Origin of the sequence: Catellatospora sichuanensis (assembly GCF_007483665.1) — a bacterium.
Taxonomy (GTDB): domain Bacteria; phylum Actinomycetota; class Actinomycetes; order Mycobacteriales; family Micromonosporaceae; genus Catellatospora; species Catellatospora sichuanensis.
On record NZ_ML660185.1, the window covers coordinates 308,077 to 325,777 of the forward strand.

Annotated in this window: 20 protein-coding genes; 7 read left to right on the forward strand and 13 right to left on the reverse strand. The window is 73.4% G+C overall.

Translation table 11 applies throughout. From position 1 onward, the window contains the following. The first annotated feature begins 272 nt into the window (after nucleotides 1–272). Nucleotides 273–1,103 carry an alpha/beta hydrolase family protein gene (locus tag FLL47_RS05275; protein ID WP_144119267.1) on the forward strand — a complete coding sequence of 277 codons (831 nt, stop codon included), beginning with the start codon at nucleotides 273–275 and terminating at the stop codon, nucleotides 1,101–1,103. 19 nt (nucleotides 1,104–1,122) lie between these two features. Here FLL47_RS05275 and FLL47_RS05280 read toward each other — a convergent pair whose 3' ends face one another. Both FLL47_RS05280 and FLL47_RS43555 read right to left on the reverse strand, forming a co-directional pair. Further along, complete coding sequence (locus FLL47_RS05280) at nucleotides 1,123–2,007, reverse strand: aminoglycoside phosphotransferase family protein (RefSeq protein WP_144119268.1); 885 nt, start codon at nucleotides 2,005–2,007, stop codon at nucleotides 1,123–1,125. Nucleotides 2,008–2,376: 369 nt separating this feature from the next. After that, a complete protein-coding gene (locus FLL47_RS43555; RefSeq protein ID WP_222105968.1) occupies nucleotides 2,377–2,880 on the reverse strand; it encodes a hypothetical protein in 504 nt (167 codons plus the stop codon). A gap of 146 nt (nucleotides 2,881–3,026) precedes the next feature. Here FLL47_RS43555 and FLL47_RS05290 point away from each other — a divergent pair, with 146 nt between their 5' ends. From FLL47_RS05290 to nhaA, 4 genes are all read left to right on the forward strand, one after another. Beyond that, nucleotides 3,027–3,458, forward strand: a complete 432-nt coding sequence (locus tag FLL47_RS05290; protein WP_144119269.1) for a protein-tyrosine phosphatase family protein — start codon at nucleotides 3,027–3,029, stop codon at nucleotides 3,456–3,458. 93 nt (nucleotides 3,459–3,551) lie between these two features. Further along, on the forward strand, nucleotides 3,552–4,049 hold the full coding sequence (locus tag FLL47_RS05295; RefSeq protein ID WP_144119270.1) for an EXPERA domain-containing protein: 498 nt from the start codon (nucleotides 3,552–3,554) through the stop codon (nucleotides 4,047–4,049). Between the two features lie 95 nt (nucleotides 4,050–4,144). Next, the gene (gene ggt / locus FLL47_RS05300; RefSeq protein WP_425457660.1) at nucleotides 4,145–5,953 is read left to right on the forward strand and encodes a gamma-glutamyltransferase; all 1,809 of its coding nucleotides are present in this window, start codon (nucleotides 4,145–4,147) and stop codon (nucleotides 5,951–5,953) included. Between the two features lie 146 nt (nucleotides 5,954–6,099). After that, nucleotides 6,100–7,503 carry a Na+/H+ antiporter NhaA gene (gene nhaA / locus FLL47_RS05305; RefSeq protein WP_144119272.1) on the forward strand — a complete coding sequence of 468 codons (1,404 nt, stop codon included), beginning with the start codon at nucleotides 6,100–6,102 and terminating at the stop codon, nucleotides 7,501–7,503. A 4-nt stretch (nucleotides 7,504–7,507) separates the two neighbouring features. Here the strand turns inward: nhaA and FLL47_RS05310 are convergent, their stop codons facing one another. From FLL47_RS05310 to FLL47_RS05335, 6 genes are read right to left on the reverse strand one after another with little or no spacing between them, the layout of a single operon-like run. After that, nucleotides 7,508–8,011, reverse strand: coding sequence for a DsbA family protein (locus FLL47_RS05310; protein ID WP_222105969.1), 504 nt, complete (start codon nucleotides 8,009–8,011; stop codon nucleotides 7,508–7,510). A gap of 26 nt (nucleotides 8,012–8,037) precedes the next feature. Then, nucleotides 8,038–8,637 (reverse strand): GerMN domain-containing protein, encoded by a 600-nt coding sequence (locus tag FLL47_RS05315; protein WP_246157551.1) that lies wholly within the window; start codon nucleotides 8,635–8,637, stop codon nucleotides 8,038–8,040. Beyond that, a complete protein-coding gene (locus FLL47_RS05320; protein WP_246157575.1) occupies nucleotides 8,634–9,995 on the reverse strand; it encodes a sensor histidine kinase in 1,362 nt (453 codons plus the stop codon). Before FLL47_RS05320 ends, FLL47_RS05315 begins: the two co-directional genes overlap by 4 nt. Continuing rightward, on the reverse strand, nucleotides 9,995–10,672 hold the full coding sequence (locus FLL47_RS05325) for a response regulator transcription factor (RefSeq protein WP_144119274.1): 678 nt from the start codon (nucleotides 10,670–10,672) through the stop codon (nucleotides 9,995–9,997). The genes FLL47_RS05320 and FLL47_RS05325 overlap by 1 nt, the downstream gene beginning before the upstream one ends. 7 nt (nucleotides 10,673–10,679) lie before the next feature. Next, nucleotides 10,680–12,128 carry a trehalose-6-phosphate synthase gene (locus tag FLL47_RS05330; protein WP_144119275.1) on the reverse strand — a complete coding sequence of 483 codons (1,449 nt, stop codon included), beginning with the start codon at nucleotides 12,126–12,128 and terminating at the stop codon, nucleotides 10,680–10,682. Then, on the reverse strand, nucleotides 12,125–12,487 hold the full coding sequence (locus FLL47_RS05335) for an STAS domain-containing protein (RefSeq protein WP_186315569.1): 363 nt from the start codon (nucleotides 12,485–12,487) through the stop codon (nucleotides 12,125–12,127). The genes FLL47_RS05330 and FLL47_RS05335 overlap by 4 nt, the downstream gene beginning before the upstream one ends. A gap of 193 nt (nucleotides 12,488–12,680) precedes the next feature. Between FLL47_RS05335 and FLL47_RS05340 the strand changes: the two genes are divergently transcribed. Further along, nucleotides 12,681–13,112 carry a hypothetical protein gene (locus tag FLL47_RS05340; protein WP_144119277.1) on the forward strand — a complete coding sequence of 144 codons (432 nt, stop codon included), beginning with the start codon at nucleotides 12,681–12,683 and terminating at the stop codon, nucleotides 13,110–13,112. Nucleotides 13,113–13,163: 51 nt separating this feature from the next. On the opposite strand, the gene FLL47_RS05345 is transcribed toward FLL47_RS05340, so the two are convergent. The 3 genes from FLL47_RS05345 to FLL47_RS05355 all read right to left on the reverse strand — a co-directional run bounded on the left by FLL47_RS05345 (nucleotide 13,164) and on the right by FLL47_RS05355 (nucleotide 15,240). Continuing rightward, on the reverse strand, nucleotides 13,164–14,144 hold the full coding sequence (locus FLL47_RS05345) for a carcinine hydrolase/isopenicillin-N N-acyltransferase family protein (RefSeq protein WP_144119278.1): 981 nt from the start codon (nucleotides 14,142–14,144) through the stop codon (nucleotides 13,164–13,166). A gap of 63 nt (nucleotides 14,145–14,207) precedes the next feature. After that, nucleotides 14,208–14,480: a hypothetical protein gene (locus FLL47_RS05350; RefSeq protein WP_144119279.1), complete on the reverse strand. Its 273-nt coding sequence runs from the start codon at nucleotides 14,478–14,480 to the stop codon at nucleotides 14,208–14,210. Between the two features lie 124 nt (nucleotides 14,481–14,604). Further along, entirely contained in the window at nucleotides 14,605–15,240 is a 636-nt protein-coding gene (locus FLL47_RS05355) for an HAD-IA family hydrolase (RefSeq protein ID WP_144119280.1), read from the reverse strand. A gap of 155 nt (nucleotides 15,241–15,395) precedes the next feature. On the opposite strand from FLL47_RS05355, the gene FLL47_RS05360 reads away from it, so the two are divergent. Next, the gene (locus FLL47_RS05360; protein WP_144119281.1) at nucleotides 15,396–15,599 is read left to right on the forward strand and encodes a CsbD family protein; all 204 of its coding nucleotides are present in this window, start codon (nucleotides 15,396–15,398) and stop codon (nucleotides 15,597–15,599) included. Between the two features lie 69 nt (nucleotides 15,600–15,668). Here the strand turns inward: FLL47_RS05360 and FLL47_RS05365 are convergent, their stop codons facing one another. Together FLL47_RS05365 and FLL47_RS05370 are read right to left on the reverse strand one after the other, a co-directional pair. After that, nucleotides 15,669–16,340 (reverse strand): response regulator, encoded by a 672-nt coding sequence (locus FLL47_RS05365; protein ID WP_144119282.1) that lies wholly within the window; start codon nucleotides 16,338–16,340, stop codon nucleotides 15,669–15,671. Further along, entirely contained in the window at nucleotides 16,337–17,617 is a 1,281-nt protein-coding gene (locus FLL47_RS05370; protein WP_222105970.1) for a sensor histidine kinase, read from the reverse strand. Before FLL47_RS05370 ends, FLL47_RS05365 begins: the two co-directional genes overlap by 4 nt. Nucleotides 17,618–17,701 lie beyond the last annotated feature (84 nt).

Consider the following 17,701-nt stretch of genomic DNA (forward strand, 5'->3'; position numbering starts at 1 on the left):
CTGCCGTGATGGTGCCGACGGCATCGACGTAAAACTAAGGGCCGGTCCCGTCCGGCGCTTCGACCGGACGCGGACCCGACAGCAACGAGCGGTCTCACATCGACGTCGATCAGACGCCCGCACTCCGGCGGCAGGCCCTGCGCAGGAGACAGGCCGCTAGGGCTCCGGTCCGATCGGCCGCCGCGAGCAGTGTGCCCGTGGCAAGCGGCAACCGAGGTGTGTCCCCATCGCGTAGTTCCTTTCAGGACGCCTACGACCACGGGGAGAGTGCGTTGCGCCGCCGGACTGCGATCATCACTGCGGGACTCATCATGCTGGCCGGATGCGGCTCGCCGACGCCGGTGCAGGAGGTCGAGCCGTCCTCGGTGGTGCGGCTCGACCTCGCCCGCGGCGCGGACCGGACGCTGCCCACCGAGGTCCACCTGCCACCCGGCCGGGGCAGGCATCCGCTGGTGGTGTTCGTGCACGGGTACACCTGCCACGTGTCCGAGTACGCGGACCTGATCGCGAACTGGGTGGTGGCCGGGTTCGCGGTGGCCGCGCCGACGTTCCCGTACACCAACGGCGCAGCCGCGAAGCTCGACGTGATGGACCTGCTCAACCAGCCGCAGGACGTCACGGCCGTGCTCGACGCACTGTTGGTGGCTGCGGCGAAGCAGGGCGATCCGTTGCACGGCCGGATCGACCCGGACCGGATCGCGGCCGGCGGGCACTCGCTGGGCGGCATGACCACGGTCGGCGCGCTGGGGAAGTGGCGGGACCCGCGGCTGAAGGCCGGGATCGTGCTTGCCGGCAGTGCCCGCGAGGTGGGGGCGGAGTTCCGGGGCGACCCGGCGGCGATGCTGTTCATCCACGGCATTGGCGACCAGGTGGTGACGATCGATCAGGGCCGCGCCGCGTACGACGCCGTGCCCTGGCCGAAGGCGTTCCTCACCCTGCCGGCCGGCACCCACCGCAACCCGTTCATGTCACCGGCCGACCCCGACTTCGACCTCGTGGCCGAGTCCACCACCGACTTCCTCCGCTGGCGCCTCAACGCCGATGCGGACGCCCGCAAGCGGCTGGCGGTGCTCGGCACCCACTTCGACGATCGTCTGGGCTGATCGCGTAGGCGCCGCATGGTCAGCCGTGGCGGTGACGCACGATGTAGTCGATGTAGCGGATCGTGTCCGCGCGGTCCTCCTCGCTGATCGAGTCCCACAGGTCCGCCAGCCAGTAGAGCGAGCCCGACAGCGGCCAGGCCCACCCGCGTACCCAGGTCGCCTCGTCGAATCCGAGCGCCTCCCGGTAGGCGGCCCGCGCGCGGGCATCGAACAGGCTCCAGCCCGGCCGCACCTCGACCGCCGGATCGCCACGGCCGAGGCCGCCGAAGTCGATCACCGCGGTGAGCCTGCCCCGGTCGACCAGCAGGTTGCCTGCCAGGAGATCACCGTGCAGCCATACCGGCGGTCCGGCCCACTCGTCCGCCGCCATCGCCTCGTCCCACGCCGCGGTCACCGCTCGCCCGTCGATCCGGTCGCCCAGCTCCGCGATCGACCGGCGGGTCAGCCCGTCCCGCTGCGCCAGCGGTACGCCGCGCTGGATCCCCTCCTTGACCGGCCCGTCCATCGGGTCGATCGCGATCATCGCGCGCACGAAGCCGGCGAGGTCGACGGCGAGGTCGACGAGATCCTGCCCGGCTTCCGGATTGCGTCCGTCCAGCCACGGGACGACCGTCCACGGCCACGGATAGTCCCCGCCCGGCCGGCCGACCGCGATCGGCACCGGCACCGGCACCGGCAGATGCGGTGCCAGCCGCGGCAGCCAGGTCGCGTCGGTCGCCACCTGGTCGACCGCCCACTGTGCCCGCGGCAGCCGCGCCGTCAGGGAATCACCCAGCCGGAACAGCGCGTTGTCGGTGCCGTTCAACGGCTGCGCAACGATCGGCAGGTCCGACCACTCGGGGAACTGCTCGTGGACCAGGGCGCGTACCTGCTCGACAGCGACGATGATCTCTCCGGGGCGCATCGCGCGACCGTAGAACCCGCTCGATCATCCCGTCAATCGGATTCGGACCACGCCGCACCGTACGCCGGACTGACCGCTTGCACCGCGGCCTCGGCATGGGCGGAGCTGGGCTCATGGCGAACGGGTCGGTGCTCACCTTGGGCGAGGTCGCGATCAACGCTGCCCGCACCGGCCTTGCCGTCGTCAGCGGCGCATTCTCGCCCTCGGCAGCTAGCGGCCATCCGCCTGCGCCGGGAAGCACAGGTCCGGCGGTCCATACAGCTGCTCGGCCTCACGCTCGGGTCTTATACCGCGTGGCTGCCCGACCTGGCTGGCAGCCGCGTACTTCACGGGACCCAGCATCGCGGCGCAGGGCGGCCTACGGCGTACCTATGCCGGATCCGCGTAGGCGACGACCAACGCTCGGTAGTCGAAGCCGTCGTGTGCGGCGGCCTCCCACGCGAAGTCGACAGGGGTGCCCGGCTCGAGGTAGCCGTATCCGCGCAGCCCGAGGTGGCGATAGTGCGCCCAGCAGCCGCCCGGCGTCTGCGGCGCGTCCAGCACCCCCCAGCCTTCGCCGGGATGCCATGACCGGACGGTGCCGCGCACCAGCCGGGCCGCTAGCGCCAGGTCTTCTGCCCGCGCCGAGATCCGAACTGTGCCGGACCCCCCGCGCCCGCACAGCAGATCGATGCGGATGTCGCCGGACAGACCGATGATGCGGCCACCGACGGGGCGGCCCGCGACGACCGGCGTGGCGATCCGCATCCCGGTGAGGGTACGCACAGCGTCTGCCCAGGCCTGCTGACCGGACTCGCCGGAACCTAGTGCCACCCACTCCTGCGCGTCGTAACGCGCCCACCGTTCACGCTCCGCGCGCTGCCTGGCACCCATGACCGCCTCCGCTGGTGAACGGTAGCGGCACCTGGTCGCACGGTCATCAGGTTTCGGCGCAGGGGAAGTAGCTGATCTCCGCAGTCATCGTTGTCACCGCCTGTCCTCGGCAGGTCGGATCAGCGGGGGCCTGCTACGGTCGCGCCGTGGTCACGTGGCAGGAGGACGAGGCAGGGGTGCTGCGGCTGCCGTCAGGCCGGCTGGTACGCGGGCGCGGGTTGCGCCTTCCGCTGCCCGGTGGCCCGATCCCGGAGTTCGCGCTGTATCTGCTCGGCGAGGCACCGCCCGAGACGCCCTGGCCGGCGCGGTGGGTGCGGTGGCGGGACTTCTGGCTACCGGCGGACCGGGCCGCTTTCCGGGCGGCGCTGGTCGAGGCGCTGGACCGGGCCGGTGACGAGCGGGTCGAGCTGGCCTGCGCCGGCGGGATCGGGCGGACCGGCACCGCACTGGCCTGCCTCGCGGTGCTGGACGGCGTGCCCGCGGACCGGGCGGTCGCGTACGTCCGCGCCGGTTACCTCCCGGCGGCCGTGGAGACGCCCTGGCAGCGGCGGTTCGTGACTCGGTTCGGCGCGAGCTGACCGCCAGGGGTGCCGGTGGCGGGATCGAGGCAGTACATTGCCTGCCACGCACGGCAATCGATCACCCCTGACCCTCGCACCGAGTGAGGACCCATGAGCGCCAACCTGCCCCTGCGCGAGCGCCGGATCGACGTCTTCTTCGCGATCGTGTTCAGCGCCTTCACCGTCACCTCGGTGATCGCCGACCTGATGCCGACGCTGGGCTTCGATTTCAGCCAGCCGTCGGACAACTTCATCCTCAACTCCAATTACTGGTACGCCCACGACACCGACCCGCTGTTCATGCACCCGCCGGTGTGGATGCGCATCGTCACGGGCCTGTCCGCGCTGGTCTACATGCCGTTCTACCTGGTATTGGTGTACGCGCTGATCCGCGGCCGGAACTGGATCCAGCTCCCCGCGGTGATCTACGCGACGATGATCTCCACGATCACCGGGATCATCGTGTTCGGTGTGGAGTTCTTCGGCGAGCCGCAGTGGCAGACCCCTAACCCGGTCAAGTTTCTGTCGTTCAACCTGCCGTATGTCCTGTTGCCACTGCTGCTGCTGGTGCGAATGCGCAAACCGGAGCCGTTCACCCGGCGGTTCTGACGGTGCCGCCAAACCCGACTCGGCGTGCGCGCGGCGGCCTTCCGGCATACGGTGACCACATAGACCTGATCCGATCCGGGAGGAAGTCCATGAGACTGCGCCACCACCGCGCGCTCGTCCTGATCGCCCTCGCGACCCTCGCGTCGACCGCTGCCGCCGTGCCCGTGCAGGCGAGCCCGAGGCCGCCGAGCCCGGAGAAGGTGCCGGTGGCGACCGGATACGGCGGCGCGGTCGCGACGGTGGACCTCGACGCGACCCGGGTCGGCTTGGAGGTGCTGCGCAACGGCGGCAACGCGGTCGACGCGGCGATCGCGGCGGCGGCGACGCTGGGCGTGACGGAGCCGTTCTCGGCGGGCATCGGCGGCGGTGGCTTCCTGGTCTACTACAGCGCCAAGGACAAGAAGGTGTACACCATCGACGGCCGGGAGGCCGCGCCGATGTCGATGGGGGAGACCGCGTTCGTCGACCCGGCGACCGGCCTGCCGTACGCGTTCCAGGAGGCCCGGGTCAGCGGCATCGCCGCGGGCGTGCCCGGCACCCTCGCCACCTGGGACCGGGCACTGCGCAAGTGGGGGACCACCGACCTGGCCGACGCGCTGCGGCCGGCGGCGAAGGTGGCCGACCGCGGTTTCACCGTCGACACCACGTTCCGCACCCAGATCAGCGACAATGCGGCCGCGTTCGGGCAGTTCTCGTCCACCGGCGAGCTTTACCTTCCGGGTGGGGCGCCGCCTGAGGTCGGCTCGGTGTTCCGCAACCCGGACCTGGCCGACACCTACCGCCTGATCGCCCGGCAGGGCACCGGCGTGTTCTACCGGGGCGCGGTGGCCCGCGACATCGTCGACACCGTGCAGCACCCGCCGGTGGCCGACGTGCCGATCGGCACCTGGGCGTTCCCGATCCGCCCCGGCACGATGGCGCTGTCCGACCTGGCCGCGTACCAGGTGCGCACGCCGTCGCCGACGCGGGTGTCCTACCGCGGCTACGACGTGTACGGCATGCCGACCCCGTCCAGCGGCGGTCAGGCCGTCGGTGAGGCGCTGAACATCCTGGAGCAGACCGACCTGGGCGCGCTCACCCGCACCGAGGCGCTGCACCAGTACCTGGAGGCGAGCGCGCTGGCGTTCGCCGACCGCAACCGCTACGTCGGCGACCTCACCCCGCGCCCGCTGCTGGACGAGCTGCTCTCCGACGGCTTCGCCAAGGAGCGGGCCTGCCTGGTGAACCCGGCGCAGGCGCTGGTCAAGCCGGTCGGTCCGGGCACGCCCGACGGGTCGTACGCGGGCTGCGCGGCGCTCGCGCCGAGTCCGGCGGTGACGGAGGGCCAGTCGACGACGAACCTGACCGTCGCGGACCGCTGGGGCAACGTGGTCGAGTACACGCTGACCATCGAGCAGACCGGCGGCAACGGCATGGTCGTGCCGGGCCGGGGCTTCCTGCTCAACAACGAGATGACGGACTTCAACTTCACCCCGACGCAGGGCAGCGCGCCCGACCCGAACCTGCCCGGCCCGGGCAAGCGGCCGCGCAGCTCGATGGCGCCGACCATCGTGCTGGCCGACGGCAGGCCGTTCCTGGCGGTCGGCACGCCCGGCGGCTCGACGATCATCACGACGGTGCTGCAGATCCTGGTGAACCGCCTGGACCTGGGCATGACCCTGCCGGAGGCGGTGGCCGCCGCGCGGGCGACCCAGCGCAACACGGCCGCGGTGCTGGGCGAGGCCGGCTTCGCCCCGGAGATCCCCGGCTTGACCGCGCTGGGCCATACGTTCGCGGCCAGCCCGGAGATCGGCGCCGCGACCGGCATCGAGTTCCTGGGCCACGGCCGGCTGCTGGCCGCGGCCGAACCCGTCCGCCGCGGCGGCGGCTCGGCCGGAGTGGTCTGGCCCGTGGCAGGTTCGTAACCCACGCGCCCCCCACCGGGCGAGGCGCTGCAATTTCGGGGAAACTGCACTATCGCAGTGGCTGACAGCTGCACTTTCCCCGAAATTGCAGCGCCGCTTGGGCTGCGCGGGATCATGGGAGGCGTGAGGAAACACCCGGGGCTGCGGTGAGCGGGCCGAGTACGGCGCTGCCGCCGCGGCCCGGTCCCCGCCCGCGGGTGCACATCCCGGTGCCGCACGTGTCGTACCCGCTGCAGCGCTTCCTGGCCACCGAGGCGGGCGGCGGCCTGCTGCTGCTGATCGCGACGGTGCTGGCGCTTATCTGGGCGAACCTGCCCGGCGGCGGCTACGAGGAGTTCTGGCACATCCAGGCGTCGGTCCGGATCGGCGACGCCGGGATCGACCTGGACCTGCGGCACTGGGTCAACGACCTGGCGATGGCGCTGTTCTTCCTCACCGTAGGCCTGGAGATCAGCCGCGAGCTGACCGTGGGGGAGCTGCGCCGCCCGCGGGCGGTGCTGGTGCCGGTGCTGGGCGCCATCGGCGGCCTGATCGTGCCCGCGCTGATCTACGTGGCGTTCAACCCGTCGCCGCCTGCCCTGCACGGCTGGGGCATTCCCATCTCGACGGACACCGCGTTCCTCGTCGGCATCCTCGCCCTGTTCGGACCGCGCTGCCCGGACCAGCTGCGGCTGTTCCTGCTGACCCTGGCCATCGCCGACGACATCGGCGCGATTCTGGTGATGGCGATCTTCTACAGCGGCGGGGTGTCGGCCCCCGCGCTGGCGGCGGTGCTGGCGCTGACCCTGGTGCTGGTGGGCCTGCGCTGGGCCCGGGTCTGGCAGCTGCAGGCGTACGTCGTGGTCGGCATGCTGCTGTGGGTGGCCGTGTTCGCCTCCGGGCTGCACCCGACGCTCGCCGGGGTGATCGTCGGGCTGCTCGTGCCGGCCACGCCGGTGGAGCCGGAGCAGGCCGAGCGGCTGCGCTTCTTCGGCCGGGCGGTGCTGGAACGGGCCGACGCGGTCCGGGCCCGGCTGGCGGCCGCCGCGGCGCGGGCCACGGTGCCGCCCAACGACCGGTTGCAGGACGCGCTGCACCCGGTCAGCGCGTTCCTGGTGATCCCGCTGTTCGGCCTGGCCAACGCGGGGGTGCGGCTGGACGCCGAGACGCTGCGGCGGGCGGCGACCTCGCCGGTGACCATCGGCATCGTGGTGGCGCTGGTGGCCGGCAAGACCATCGGCATCAGCCTCGGCGCGGCGCTGGCGCTGCGCACCGGCTGGGGGGAGCTGCCCGGCCGGGTGCGGTACGGGCACCTCATCGGCGGCGCGGTGCTGGCCGGTATCGGCTTCACCATCTCGCTGTTCATCGCCGACCTGGCGTTCAAGGACCCGGTGCTCCAGGCCGAGGCCAAGATCGGCGTACTGGCGGGCTCGCTGCTGGCCGCCGTGCTCGGCTCGGTCGCGCTGCGCTACCTCGGCGAGCGGCTGCCGCTGTGCATGGTCGACGACGACATGGAGATGCCCGAGCTGCCGACCGGGCCGTGGCGTGATCCGACCCTCGGTGAGCGCTGACCGGTCAGCGGTGCATGCCCAGCGCGCTGCGCAGCGCGCCGAGTTCGACCTTGCCCTGGTAGAGGCGGCCGTCGGCGAACAGGGTCGGCGTGCCGCGGACGCCCATCGTGACCCCGGAGCGGTAGTCGGCCTCCACGGCGGGTCGGCAGTCCTGCACGGCCTCCCCGGTCACCGAGTCCAGGCCGAGCATCTGGGCGTAGTTCTCCAGATCGGGGTCGGCCAGGCGGCTCTGGTGGGCGAACAGCAGGTCGTGCATCGGCCAGAACTGCTCGCCTGCGGCCTCGGCGGCCAGCGCCGCGGTCAGCGCGAACGGGTGCACGGTGAACAGTGGGAAGTGCCGGTAGACCAGGCGCACCATGCCGTCGGAGTCGTCGATCAGCCGGCGCAGCACGGGCGCGGCGGCGCCGCAGTACGGGCACTCGAAGTCGCCGTACTCCACGAGCGTGATCGGGGCTTCCACCAGCCCGTACACGTGCCGGTCGAGGTCCACCGCGACGGACTCGGTCACCCTTGCAGCCTAGTTCGGCGGGGCGGTCAGCCGGTGGCGATCAGCGTGGCGTAGTCGGCGGCGCGCAGCGGCTCCTGGCTCAGCGAGGCGTCCGGCAGCGGCACGCCGATGCGTACGCCCTGCCGGGTGAACACCACGCCCATGACGTCGGCGCGGCTGGTCAGCGTGCACACGATCTGGCCGAAGGCCAGCACGTCGTCGTTGCGCCCGGTGCCCTCGATGCCCGCCGGCAGCTCGACGTGCGCGATGCCGTCGAGCAGTTGCACCGACGCGACGACGCCACGGCCGCCGAGCGCGGTGCCCAGGCCGCGGTCCTGCTCCGCCTCGGTCGGCCCGGCCAGCAGGTCGCCGAGCAGGTGCTGCGGGTCGGGTTCGGTGGGCAGCCGCCGCTGCACGGCGACCAGCGAGCCGTCCCGGATCAGATACAGGCTCTCGGCGGCCGGTCCGGACGCCGCGGCCGACGGCGCGCCTGTCGCCATGCGGGACGGCGTGCCGACCTCGATGACGCGCGGGGTGTCCTCGACGGGCACCCCGCACCCGGCGACCAGCAGCGCCACCAGCGGCAGCAGCAGGGCACGCAGCACCGGCCGCGACGACGGAGGGCATGGCCGGGTATGCCGGGTCACGAGGCCACCCTCGGCAGGTCGATGCGGAAGCGGGCGCCGCCGCCGGGGCGGTCGGTCACCTGCACCCGGCCGCCGTGGGCCTGCACGTGCTGGGCGACCAGCGACAGGCCGAGGCCGGTGCCCTCGCTGTCGCCGCGGGCTCCGGCGGTGCGCCCGCGCACGAACCGATCGAAGATGGACTCGCGGTCGGCCGGGTTGACGCCGGGCCCCTCGTCGTCGACCTCGACGTAGTAGCCGAGCATCCGGCGGCCGCCCAGACGCACGGCCACCGCGCCGCCGCCGTGTCGCTGCGCGTTGTCGATGAGGTTGACCAGGATCTGCTCGAAGCGCCGCCGGTCGACCTGCCAGATCGCGTCGCTGCCCGGGGCCACCGACACCAGGTCAACGCCGAGCCCGCGGGCCCGGCACAGGCGGCGCGCGAGCGCGGGCACGTCGACGGAGGTGCGGTCGGCGGCCTGGTCGCTGCGGGACAGCTCGATCAGGTCGGTGACCAGCGCCTGGAAACGCTCGACCTCCTCGGTGAGCAGCGCCGCGGCGGTCGCCGTGCGCGGGTCGAGGTGGGCGCGGCGGCGGGCCAGCACGCTCGCGGCCGCGGACAGGGTCTGCAACGGCGAGCGCAGCTCGTGGCTGACGTCGGCAGCGAACCGGCGGTCGCGCTCCATCCGCCGCGACAGCTGGTCGACCATCAGGTTGAACGAGGTCGTCAGCCGGGCCAGTTCCGGTTCGGCGGCGGGGTCGAGCCGGGCGCTGTGGTCCCCGGCGGCGATCTCGCTCGCGGCGTTGGCGACCGAGGTGAGCGGGCGCAGCACCCGCCGGGACGCGTACGAGCCCAGCAGCGCGCCGGCCCCGGCGGTGCCGATGGCGACGAGCGTCAGCACCAGCGCGAGCACCTTCAGGGAACGGTCGAGTTCGCGCATGAAGTCGACCTCGTAGAGGGCCGTCCCGTCGCCGAGCGGCACGGCGATCACCATGGCGGGCACGCCGTCGACGCGTACCCGCTGGATGCCCGGCTCGCCCTGCTCGACCAGGCGCACCAGGCGGTCGGGGATCTCGGCCGCGGTGTTGTCGGTGTCGACCTGGGCGGAGAACCAGCGGCCCTCACGGCGCAGGAACGCGCGCCGGTCCGCGCCGGTGTTCAGGGTGCTGAGCGCGGTCAGCGCGTCCGGGCGGTCGGCGTCGAGGCCCGACGCGACGACCGCCGCGTCCGCCGCCACGGCGCGCACCGCGGAGTCCTCCCGCTGCGCCAGCAGGAAGCGCTCGGTGAGCTGGTAGGACAGTGCGCCCATGACCGTGGACACGCCGAGCGCGCCGACGGCGAAGCCCGCCGTCACCCGCGCCCGCAGCCCCGGTTTGCGGATCATCGCTGGAGCTTGTAGCCGAGGCCGCGTACGGTCACCAGCCGGGCCGGGGCGCCGGGGTCGTCCTCGACCTTCTGGCGCAGCCGTCCGATGTGCACGTCGACCAGCCGCTCGTCGCCGAAGTCGTACTCCCAGACCCGTTCCAGCAGCTGCTGGCGTGACAGCACCTGGCCGGCGTGCTCGGCCAGCTCGCACAGCAGCCGGAACTCGGTGCGGGTCAACGCCACCTGGCTCCCGCGCAGCAGCACCTCGCCGGCCTGCGGACGGATCTCCAGTTCGCCGAGCACGGAGGTGCGCGGGCCCGCCGCGGTGGCCGCGCGGGCCCGCCGCCGCAGTGCGCGCAGCCGTGCGGTGAGTTCCTTGACCGCGATCGGCTTGACGACGTAGTCGTCGGCTCCGGCCTCCAGCGCGGCGACGATGTCGTGCGTGTCGTCGCGGGCGCTGACCACCACGATCGGCACGTCGTCGGCACGGCGCAGCTCGCGGATGCACTCGAACCCGTCGATGCCGGGCAGCATCAGGTCCACGAGCACGGTGTCGGCGGGCTCGCGGCGCTGGCGGACCAGCCCCTCCTCGGCGGTCGCGGCGGAGGACACGGTGTAGCCCTCGTCCTCGAGCGCCAGCGTCAGCGACAGGCGGATGCGGTCGTCGTCTTCGATGACCAGTACGGCAACCATCGCCGCATCATCGCCCAGAAACCCGCCGCGCGGCCAGTGGCGGCCCGCCGACTTCGTACCCGCCGGGCCGGGTGTGCCGGGCGTGACCGCCGGTCGGCAGCCGCCGGGCTCGGCGGTCCGCTGTCGCCGGCATGGCGGCGCCCCGGGTCTGCCAGACGCCGAGCAGGTGCTCGGCCCAGTTGTCGAGCGCCGGTGGGGTCTCGGCGTGACGGGCCCGCGGGGCCGGCCCGTACCGGCCCGCGGCCTGCGCGATGGCGTCGGCGAACGCGCCCGTGTCGTGCGGGTTGACCGCGATCGCCCCGGGCAGGTCGGTGACGCCGCTGGTCAGTTCGCTGACCACGACCGAGGCGGCGAGCTCGTCGCGGGCCGCGATGAACTCGTGCGCGGCCGTCACGGTGCCGTGGTGGGTCGGGGTCACCAGCATCCCGTCGCAGGCCAGGTACAGCGCGGCCAGGTCGCGGCGGTCGGGTTCGGCACGTACGTAGTGGACGACCGCCTGCCCGACGCTGGCGTGCGTACCGTTGATCTTCGCGATGAGCCGGTCGACGCGCTCGCGCTGCGCGTCCTCGGCCGGGGTGCGCGGATCGCCGCAGGCCACGTGCAGCAGCGCGACCTCGCCGGGGGCGGGCCGGTGCTCGGCGAGGAAACGTTCGAAGGCGTGCAGCCGCTGCTCGACGGCGTCGGCGGGATCCCACCCGGCGACCGACAGCAGCACGGAGCCGGTCACCCGCATCGCGTCGCGGATCCGCCCGCCGGCCGCGCGGACCGGGCCCAGCCGACCCAGCCGCCGGGCCCCCGCGGTGTCGGCGGGCAGGGGGTAGGCGATGACGCGTACGCCCCGGTGCCCGACCGTGATGCGACCGTCGTGCACCGGCAGCCCGTGCACCCGCTCGGCCAGGTCGAGCAGGTTGTCCACCGCGCGTTGGTGCGGCAGCGCGATCACGTCCGCGCCGAGCAGCCCCGACAGCAGTGCCCGGTGCTCGGGCAGCCGGGCGAACGACTCCGCGGGCGGGAACGTGCTGTGCAGGTGCGCGACGACGGTCAGGTCCGGGCGCATCCGGCGCAGCGTACGGGGCAGCAGCTGCAGCTGGTGGCCGTGTGTCCACACCGTCGCCGAGGCCGACGCCGACGCGGCCACGGCGGCGGCGACCCGGCGGTTGACCGCCAGGTAGCTCTCGAACCAGCCGCTCGGGAAGTCGACGGGCTCGTGGTGGCACAGCGAACGGAGCAGGCTCGCGCCGAGCGCGGCGGCGTCGGCGCGGGCGGGCGGGTGCACGCCGAGCACTCCGTCGCCGGATCCCTGGCCACCGGCCGGCGCCCACGCCCCGGACCTGGCCGCGACGAGCGGCCGCAGCGACGCCAGTGCGGCGTCGACGTGGTCGCGGCTGTCATCGGGATCGGCTGCGGGCAAGCGGTCGGCGGCCACCACCAGGCCGTACCGTCGCCCGCGGCTCACGGCGTCACCTGCTGTGGCGGGTCGGCCTCCGCACTGAGCACCTGCAGCACCCGGTCGACGCGGGCCAGCTTCAGGTTGCGCCGCGCCCGCGCGGACGGCGAGCGCAGGGCGACGGTGCCGCCGTCGCGCATGGCCCGGCGGTGGGTGTCAAGCAGCAGCAGGATGCCGGCCGCGTCGATCAGCTCGCAGTCGGCGAGGTCGATGACGAGCTGGCGCGGGTGCAGCGCCAGGGCCTCCTCCAGCACGTCGTTCACGCCCGGCGCGGACCGCACGTCCAGATCGCCGCGTACCTGCACCTCGACCAACGGCACGACCTGCGTCGCGCCGGCGGGGACCACGTCGTCCACCGTCACCTCCATGGATGGACCCCGAGCCTTACCCGCCGGTACGGCGATCATCCGGCGGAACTGTGACAGTTGTGTGACAGTTCCGCCGTTTCGCGTCAGCCCTCGGTGGAGAAGAGCTACGGCTGAGGTAAGTCCGGCGGGTGATATCGGGCGGGTGAGCAGGCAGGTAGCGTCAGGGCCGATCCTCAAACGGGAGGTGTCGGACATGTCAGGCTTGCCGCTCCACGACCTGCGCCAGGTGCCCGACGAGACGCTGTACCTGCGGCTGATCGTGCTGCGCAAACACTTCCCGGTCGACTACGCCGCAGAGGACTACGACTACCGCCGCAACGTGTGGGAGGCGGCCAACCGCGCCGTGCAGGGGGAGATCCGCCGCCGGCGGGCCGAACCTCCGAAGTGGTGGGTCGCCGCACACGGCGAGCCGGCGGAGATCCGGCAGCGCCGATTCGGCGCGATCGCCGCCTACCTCGTCGGGGGCGGGCTGGTGGTGCTGCTGTCCGGCATCCCGTACCTGGCCGTGCCGCTCATGCTGACCGTGCTGGCCAGCGGCGCGACCTGGCTGGTGCCGGAGGTGCTGCGCAACCACCGCCAGCCGTTCCTGCAGCCCATCCCGCGCCCCCGGCTGCCCCGGGACTGAGACCCCGGGACGTGCGCCGCCGACCGGGCCGATCCGCCCGGACCGCGCCGGTCAGCTGACCGCCAGGCGGAAGGAGTGCACGGTCTGCCAGCGTTGCGCGGTCACCACCCGCAACCGCCCGGCGCCCAGGTCGTACGTCACCGACCAGCGGGTGTGCGGCTGGGCCACCGCCCGCAGCAGGCCCAGCGCGTCGGCCTCCGGCACCGTGCCGCCGGAACGGCCGAGCGTGTCCGCCAGGACGCGGTAGCGCGTGTCGTGGCGTCGCTCCTGCTCGCCGACACCGATCAGCGGGACGTTCGTCAGCGCCTGCCACCGGCCCGTGCCCCGCTCGACCTGCTGCCGACCGGCGGTGAACTCCACCAGCGCCGACGCGCCCGAGGCGTCCGCGAGCAGGTAGTGCAGCGGCGGGCCGCCGACGAAGTCGATGTTGTGCCGGGCGAACACCGCGATCGCCTCGTCGACCGTGGCGGCCTGATCGAGGACCAGGCGCAGGATGCGTACGCTGCCCACGGTCGGCTTGGCCGGGTCGGGTGTGGCGAACGCGCCCTCGTCGGCGGCCATGCCCACGGCCAGCCCGCGCTCGTTCAGCCCGTCGAACGGCAGTAGCGGCGCGTCGAGCAGGCGACGGTCGCCCCGCGGGTCGTCGGCGGCGGACAGCCCCAGGTAGCGCAGGTCGACCAGGGAGATCGAGGCGTATCCGTCGGGCGGGTCGGCCCGCAGCACCAGCGCCGGGTTCGGGTCCCAGTCGAAGTTGCGCCCGAACACCGGCCGGTCCGGGTCGCCGAAGGCGGCGAACAGCGAGCACCCGAACGGCGTCGCGGCCGTCGGCTGCGGGCCGGGCGCCGATGCGTCGTAGTCGCCGGTGTAGGTCATCTCGTACAGCGGCAGGTCGTCGACGCGGCGCAGACTGGCCAGCGTCGCGTCCGCCTCGGCCGCCGACTGCCGCGACGCCGCGCCCGTCGCCGGTGGGGACGCCGGTGTGGGCGTGCACGAGGCCAGGACGAGCAACAGCACGAACCCGAACCGTCTCATGGCTCCACAGTGTCACGGCGCACGTCGATGGAACAGAGGCCGGACCCCGCGGCGATGGTCGCCTCAGGCGAGGGCGTTGCGGTTGGCGGGGCGCACCGGCAGCCGCCGCCGCGAGCGGCGCGGGCGCAGCACCCGGTCGGCGTGGTGGCGCAGCCCGGTGCGCAGCACCCGGACCGGACGCCGGGCGCCGCGGGCGAAGGCCCGCGTTGGCAGCCGGGCGGCGGACAGGGTCCGCACGGCACGGCGCTCCCGGGCGGCGGCACGGCGGCGCAGGGCCAGCAGCAGGAAGTATGCCCCGGCCAGCGCGCCACCCAGCGCCACTTCCGCCGCAGTCATCGATCCCGCCTCTCCGAAGCCGCCGTGTGAGCCATGTCCCCACCGCATCAACGACAAACGTGAGTGGGCCGTTATTACTTCCCGTAGTCGCGTACGTCACGATTCGGCGATGCCGGGGGCGGGCTCAGCGGTCGACGAGGCCCGCCCGGTGCAACTCGGCGCGCAGCCCGTCGGCGTGCCGGAACCAGTGGGTGCGGAACCCCAGGGCGGCGGCCGCGTCCACGTTCGCCCGGGTGTCGTCGACGAACAGGCAGTGCGCCGGATCGGCGCCCGCCGCCCGGCTCGCGTACGCGAATACGGCGGGATCCGGCTTGGCGAGCCCGAGATCGCAGGACACCAGCAGCTTGTCGAAGCACGCCAGCTCCGGATGGCCGGCCCGGACGACCTGCCAGTAGTAGCCGTCGACGTTCGACAGCAGCACCAGCCGGCAGCGCCCGGACAGCTGCCCGACCAGCTCCGCCATGCCGGGCATCGGCGCGTGATAGGGCTCCAGCCAGGCCGCCTCGAACCCGGGGTAGTCGAGGCCGAAGCCGTGGGCCTCGACGAGCCGGTGGTGCACCTCAGGCAGCGTCACCCGCCCGGTGATCACCTCAGGGCTCGCCATCAGCCCGTTGAGCTGCTGGAACGCGCGCTCGGGATCGGTGCAGTGCCGGGCGAGGCGCGCGTACACGATGTCGTTGTCGAAGGAGACGACGACGCCGAACAGGTCGAGGATCACGGCCGCGAGGGGCGGCGCGGGGGTGTCCGCGGCCTGCGTCATGCCACCTCACCTCGGGTCGACGGTCTCGATCAACGTAACACCGGGATGCCCGGCCCGACCGGCGCTCCGATGTGGCCGGAGTCGCCTCAGGGTTTGCCGAGGCCGCTCGTGGGGCAGGTCAGAAGGGCACGACCGGCTACGGAAGGGATGAAACGATGGGTACCGTCGATTCTGCCAAGCACCACCTCCAGAACATCGCCGGCAAGGCCAAGGAGCGCGTCGGCGACGCGACCGACAACCACAGCCTGCAGGCTGAGGGCATCGCCGACCAGGCCAAGGCCAAGGCCGGCCTGGCCGCGGACGACGTACGCGACGCCGTGCGCGGACGCGACGACGAGCGCGACGACACCAAGCGCTGACCCTGGTGGGTGTGCGGCGGGCCGGTCTCCTGCGGGGGCCGGCCCGCCGCCTGTGTACGCCGCGAACGATCAGGCCGTCGGCGGGGCGGGGCCGTCGTCGAGGCGGGCGTCGTGAACCAGGATCGCCGCCTGCACCCGGTTGGTCAGGCCGAGCTTGGCCAGCGCCCGGCTCACGTGCGCCTTGACCGTCGCCTCGGCCATGTCCAGCTCACGGGCGATGTCGGCGTTCGACAGGCCGCGGGCGATCGCGCGCACCACGTCGCGCTCGCGCTCGGTCAGCACCGCGAGGCGCGCTCGGGCCTGGTCGGTCACCGACGGCCCGCGCTCGGCGAAGGAGCTGATCAGGCGGCGGGTGACCGTCGGGGCGAGCATCGCGTTGCCGGCCGCCACGGTGCGCACCGCCTCGGCCAGGTCACGTGGCGGGGTGTCCTTGAGCAGGAAGCCGACCGCGCCGGCGCGCAGTGCGCCGTGCACGTACTCGTCCTGGTCGAACGTGGTCAGCATGATCACGCGGGGCGGGTCGGGCAGCCGGGCGACCGCGGCCGCGCCGGTCAGCCCGTCGGTGCCCGGCATCCGTACGTCCATCAGCACCACCTCGGGCCGGTGCCGCCGGGCCGCCTCCACCGCCTCGGCGCCGTCGCGGGCCTCGGCGACCACGGCGATGTCACCGGCCGCCTCGAGGATCATCCGCAGCCCGGAGCGCACCAGCGCCTCGTCGTCGACCACCAGCACCCGGATCACGCGGGCACCGCCCGGATCTCCGGCGGGTCGGCCGGGATGCGCGCGTACAGCGTGAAGCCGCCGTCCAGCCGCGGCCGCGCCTGCACCGAGCCGCCGGCCAGGGCGACCCGCTCGGCGAGCCCGACCAGGCCCAGCCCGCTTTCCGGCACCGGCGGGGCCGGTCGCGGCGGGGGCGCGTTCTCCACCGCCACGGTCAGCCCGTGCGGCTCGTGGTGCAGCGTGACCGTGGTCGGCACGGGGCCGGCGTGCTTGGCCACGTTGGTCAGCGCCTCCTGCACCACCCGGTACGCGGTGCGCTGCGCGGACAGCGACACCTCCTGCAGCTGCCCCTGGTCGACGCGGCGCACCGGCAGCCCGGCGGCGCGGCTGGCGTCCAGCAGCCGGTCCAGGTCGGCCAGCGTCGGCTGCGGCGCGAGTTCCGGCACCGTGCCGTCGGCCAGGTCGGGCGCGCGCAGCATGCCGAGCACCTCGCGCAGCTCCTGCATCGCCTCCCGGCCGGTGGTGCGGATCAGCGCGGCCTCCTCGGCGGTGCGCGGGTCCGCGGTGCTGACCTCCAGCGCCCCGGCGTGCAGCACCATCAGCGCCACCCGGTGCGCGACCACGTCGTGCATCTCCCGGGCGATGCGCCGCCGCTCGTCGGACCGGGCCCGTTCGGCGCGTTCATGCTGCTCGCGTTCGAGCCGCTCGGCCCGGTCGCGCAGCTGCTCGAGGACCTGGCGGCGGGCGCGCACCCACAGCCCGAACACGAACGGCAGGCCGATGGTCATGCCCACCCAGAACAGGCTGGTGAGCACGCCGCCGAAGACGAGCCCGCCGGTCATGCCCTCGTACAGCAGGTCGCTGTGCACCGAGCTCCAGCCGACCGGCACCCCGACCAGGACGCAGGCGACCAGGAAGTAGGGCCAGGCGCGGCCCGGGTGCTGCGGCCGGCCGGGACGTCCCGCGCCGGCGTAGTAGGCCGCGATGAACACCGCGACCACCATGCTCAGCCCCAGCCACGCCACGAGCGAGACCACGAACAGCGGCCAGCGCGCCCGGCGGATCAGCGCGGCGCTGACCCCGCAGGCGAGCATGGCCAGTCCCACCAGCGCCCACGGTGGTGAGAAGGGCTGGCCCTCGAAGACGAAGATCGCCGGACGTTGCGGGGTGGCCAGTGAGAACAGCGTCACACCGCAGCCGAGCGCGAACGGGTACAACCAATGCGCCAATCGGCGTAGCCGGCTCGTCGGCTGCAGCCACGACGGCAGGCCGGGCACCCGTGCCGCGCTGTGCTCCACGTCCCACCTCCCGTTCGCGGTCGTGTCGGTGACGAGCTTAGGCAGGTGCCCGGCGTCAGCGGCCACTACTTCCGTTCCCGCTGC